General features: G+C 45.7%; 4 protein-coding genes. 2 read left to right on the top strand and 2 right to left on the bottom strand.

Annotated elements, in window-relative coordinates; all coding sequences use genetic code 11:
- Both rpoD and PX484_RS10215 read right to left on the bottom strand, forming a co-directional pair.
- Positions 1-1091: RNA polymerase sigma factor RpoD (rpoD, locus tag PX484_RS10220; protein ID WP_288103723.1), on the bottom strand; the 1091-nt coding region annotated here is incomplete at its 3' end.
- 698 nt (positions 1092-1789) lie between these two features.
- Positions 1790-3391: a 2-isopropylmalate synthase gene (locus tag PX484_RS10215; protein ID WP_287765175.1), complete on the bottom strand. Its 1602-nt coding sequence runs from the start codon at positions 3389-3391 to the stop codon at positions 1790-1792.
- A 175-nt stretch (positions 3392-3566) separates the two neighbouring features.
- Here PX484_RS10215 and PX484_RS10210 point away from each other — a divergent pair, with 175 nt between their 5' ends.
- Positions 3567-3902, top strand: a complete 336-nt coding sequence (locus PX484_RS10210) for a hypothetical protein (protein WP_043998133.1) — start codon at positions 3567-3569, stop codon at positions 3900-3902.
- 52 nt (positions 3903-3954) lie between these two features.
- Positions 3955-4651, top strand: a 697-nt coding sequence (locus PX484_RS10205) for an NAD(P)/FAD-dependent oxidoreductase (RefSeq protein ID WP_502882720.1), incomplete at its 3' end; no start/stop codon positions are given.

Raw genomic sequence — 4651 nt, 5'->3', positions numbered from 1 at the left:
CGCAGCACATCGCGTTCGCGAGGACTAAGGGTATCGAGGACGTTTTCTAAATCCTCGCGTAATAAATTTTTAGAAACTTCATCTTCTGGGGTTTCCCCATCCGCTTCGATAAAGTCTCCTAAACGGGAATCTTCTTCTTTACCGATAGGAGTCTCCAGAGAAATCGGTAATTGGGCGGATTTGGCAATAAAACGGAGTTTTTCGATGGTCATCTCCATCTTGGTGGCGATTTCTTCCTCGGTGGGTTTGCGACGCATTTCCTGAGAAAGAATCTTGGTGGTTTTTTTGATCCGGGAGATGGTTTCGTAGAGGTGGACGGGAAGACGAATGGTGCGGGATTGATCGGCGATCGCCCGGGTGATGGCTTGACGAATCCACCAAGTGGCATAGGTGGAGAATTTATAACCCTTTTCGTGGTCGAATTTTTCGGCGGCGCGGATCAAACCGAGGGAACCTTCTTGAATTAAATCTTGAAAGGAAAGACCGCGATTCATGTATTTCTTGGCGATCGAAACCACTAAACGCAGGTTCGATTGTACCATTTTTTCCTTAGCGCGACGACCATGGTACAATCGACGCTTAAAGGCCGATAAGTATTCCTTTGATTTCGCCAGCCATTCTTCTACCATGGGAGCCGTTAGCTCCGTCTTCCCTAAATAAGCCTTAATATCCGATAATTTCGGTTCTTTTTCCGATTTTTCGGCGATAATTCTTTCGATGCGCTCGAACAGGAAAACCTGTTTTCCCCATTCAGCATCGCTATAGAGGCAAAAATCTTCGCGAATGCGTTCTAATTTCAGTAGATCGGCGATTTTTCTCGCTAATTCGATCTCCTCCTCCGCTCTCAATAACCGAATCCTGCCAATCTCTTGCAGATAAATCCGAATCGAATCTTCCGTATAGGGTTTTTTTCTGGCCGCGTCGCGACGACGAGCGCTGGCAAGGCGGCGGTTTTTTTTGCCATCGTTGCTATCGCTGGTTTCTTCTAGCTCTAACTCGATATCCTCATCATCGAAGTCTTCGTCTAGGTCAATCAAATCTAAATCCAATTGCGGCTCGGTAAGGGTTAGTACATCGTGGGCCTGCGTCATGCCGTTTTCCTCTTGCTCCTTCTGTGCAAAACTAGAAGATCGAATCTCAATCTAGGTGATACTGAACGAATTTGTGTCTCAAATCCGAGACGGGGAAAGACTTTTCCGATTGTAGCTTTAATTACAACAAATGGGAGAAGATCTTTGCTTAAATTCTCTTGTGTCGATGCGATTTTAGCGACACGGAATGCTGTTTTAGCTCGGTCAACTCATAATCTGGCTCCTGCAAAAATTGGGTAAATGGCTGGAGGACTGGCATCCGATCGCCGGTTTGTCTGCGGTGTTGACCAGATAGCTAACAATCAAAGGAATTATTGGACGGGTTAACTGTTCCCAATGGCAAGGGGAACATAATCCCTATTGGCCCTTGGCTAATTCCTTTAGTCTTTAGCTATTGTATTTAATTTGATCGGATTCTTACGGATAAATTTCATCCCTCATTGCTTTTACGCGAATCTGTTTTTGGTACATTAGCACCATGATTAATCAGAGCGCAAGCTCATAATATTAACTTAGCAACATTTTAGAAATTTGCGAGACAAATTTAAGATTTTCTCCAACAGCACCATGGGAATTATGAATTATGAAGTGGGGTGGTCACTGCGTGCGCGTTGCGGGGGGAAGTGGGGAAGTGGGGTGATGGGGTAGTGGGGGAATTTCAAGTAACACCCTAACACCCTAACACCCTAACACCCTATCTAGACTTGTAGCATTTCGGGGGTTTTTTCCTTCTGCTGCAGTGCGACATGGAGACGGTTTAAGGCACTGACGTAGGCGCGAGCGGAGGCGACAATAATATCGGTATCGGCCGCGCGAGCAGAGTAGGTGCGTCCTTCGTAACGGAGACGGATAGTCACTTCTCCTAAAGCATCGATTCCCTCGGTCACTTCCCGCACCGAGAAAGAGATTAATTCGTTAGGAATCTGCACCACTCGATCGATCGCTTTGCAGAGAGCATCCACTGGCCCTGTACCAATGGCCGCATCGGATAACTCGCTACCGTCGGGAGTGCGAATTGTTACCGTGGCCGTGGGTCTGGCACTATTTCCACAGGACACTTGTACTAATTCAAGGCGGAAGTGATCGGGAACCGTATCGATTTCATCGTTAACAATCGCTTCTAGATCGCGATCGGTGATTTCCTTTTTGCGATCAGCCATTTCCTTAAACTGGATGAAAGCGTTATTAAGTTCCGTTTCCGAAAGCTCAAAACCCAATTCCTGTAAACGAGAGCGAAAAGCGTTGCGGCCAGAGAGTTTACCGAGGACGATCTGATTATGGGTCAAACCGATCGATTCTGCGTCCATAATCTCATAGGTGAGTTTATGTTTTAACACCCCGTCCTGATGGATTCCCGACTCGTGTGCGAAAGCGTTAGCACCGACGATCGCCTTATTCGGTTGCACGATCATGCCGGTAAGATTAGAAACTAGGCGAGAAGTGCGATAGATTTCCTTGGTGTTGATCTTGGTTAAAGGTTCCGTGGACTCTGCTGGACGACCGAGGAAAGGATTAAAATAGGAGCGCCGGACATGAAGGGCCATCACCAATTCTTCTAGGGAAGCATTACCGGCACGCTCACCGATACCATTAATAGTACATTCCAACTGTCGAGCGCCATTTTTAACTGCTTCGAGGAAATTAGCCACCGCTAACCCTAGATCGTCGTGACCATGGACGGAGATAATCGCTTGGTCGATATTGGGGACATTTTCCTTAATTCCCCGGATTAAAGCCCCAAATTCGCTAGGGGTGGTATAACCGACGGTATCGGGAATATTAACGGTGGTGGCTCCTGCGGCGATCGCTCTTTCGAGGACTTGGTAGAGGAATTCCGGATCGCTGCGGCCGGCATCTTCGGGGGAAAATTCCACATCATTAAGAAAGGATTTGGCATAGGCCACCATTTCCGGCACAATCTCAAGAACTTCCTGACGAGTCTTCTTAAGTTTGTATTGGAGGTGTATATCAGATGTGGCTAGGAAGGTGTGAATTCTGGGCTTGGCGGCGGGTCTGAGCGCATCGGCGGCAGATTTGATATCTTTTTGGGTAGTGCGGGCTAATCCGCAAATAATCGGGCTATCAGCTTCGCCGCCGACGCTGGCGGCAATTTTCTGCACCGCATCAAAGTCTCCCGGACTAGCGTGGGGAAAACCTGCTTCAATGACATCAACTCCCAGTCGTGCCAGTGCGCGTGCTATGGTTAGCTTCTCATCCACATTTAAAGCGGCACCCGGGGACTGTTCCCCATCTCGAAGGGTGGTATCGAAGATAATCACACGGTCTGGACTGGTATTCATAGTTTTTTTGTACCGTTAACGAACTTGGGAGTTGTTCCTCTGATTATAGCAGCCGAGGCCGAGGGGGTTATAAGGAAAATTGCCCTGAGAATTTCTCGACCTGCTCGCGCTTTTCCGGCTTGCCCTTTTTTTGGCTACCATAGAGGATATGGATAAATTGGCGAGGGAGTTAAAAATGTTTGGCAAACCAGGGAAGGAACCGAACCCACCGGAGGTAAAAGACCTACAGGAGGTGATGTTTTCGATTAAGCAAAATCTCGAACCAGATCAGGATAAAACCGATATTAATCTTGTTGAGACTCCTACTCCAGAGGTGGTTACTGTAGTTGAAAATATTAGTAAAATTCTCTCTCCCTATTTTATCGTTTTGGTGGGTTTATTTCTCTATGATCGGAATAGTTTTATCGGTTTTTTGTTAGTCTTTACGGGAGTTTTAGCGATTTTTGGGGTTTCTCTCAAGGATATTAATAAACTCGTTGAAGAAGGGAAAAAGTTTTTCCAATCTAAGTAGTTTTCTCCTCTGGATATGGTGATAACTGATAACTGATAACTGATATAAGATTATGTCTTTAGTTGCATCTTTACTCGATCGAGTATCTCCTCAGAGTTTACAACAATTGCGAGCCAGTGATCGAGCTTGGCAAGCTTTGCGTTTAGAAAATCCGCTTATTCCCACGGTAATTAATCAAAGTCAAGAATCTTTAGGAGATACGGATTTTGATCTAGTTATTGCCGGGGGAACTTTGGGAATTTTCATCGGGGCTGCTTTACAAACCAGGGGCTGGCGTGTGGCATTATTAGAAAGAGGTATTCTGCGCGGTCGTGAGCAGGAGTGGAATATTTCCCGTTTAGAATTAAGCAGTTTTTTAGAGTTAGATTTATTGACCGAAGCTGAATTAAATCAAGCGATAGCGACAGAATATAATCCTGCTAGGGTGGGATTTTATCAAGGTTATGAGCTTTGGGTCAGAGATATTTTAAATATCGGTGTTAATCCGGTTTATTTGCTAGAGACTTTAAAAACTAAGTTTTTAGAAGCGGGAGGGAAGTTATTAGAAAATTCGGGGTTTAGTGGGGGGATTATTCATCCCGATGGAGTAATGGTTAAAACGGGAGAAATGACTTTAAAAACCCGTTTATTAATCGATGCCATGGGTCATTTTTCAGCAATTGCAAAACAGGCAAGAAAAGGAGAAAAACCCGATGGAGTTTGTTTAGTGGTGGGTAGTTGCGGTCAGGGTTTTCCCAGTAATGAAACTG

This window comes from Microcystis sp. M49636_WE2 (genome assembly GCF_030065375.1).
Classification (GTDB): domain Bacteria; phylum Cyanobacteriota; class Cyanobacteriia; order Cyanobacteriales; family Microcystaceae; genus Microcystis; species Microcystis aeruginosa_C.
Note: the sequence above shows the minus strand (reverse complement) of the source record. Positions and strands in the feature narration are given on the sequence as shown.

Bases quoted from the DNA above. Each gene is read 5' to 3' on its own strand.
- PX484_RS10210 (WP_043998133.1), top strand. From the start codon at position 3,567: ATGTTTGGCAAACCAGGGAAGGAACCGAACCCACCGGAGGTAAAAGAC.
- PX484_RS10215 (WP_287765175.1), bottom strand. From the start codon at position 3,391: ATGAATACCAGTCCAGACCGTGTGATTATCTTCGATACCACCCTTCGA.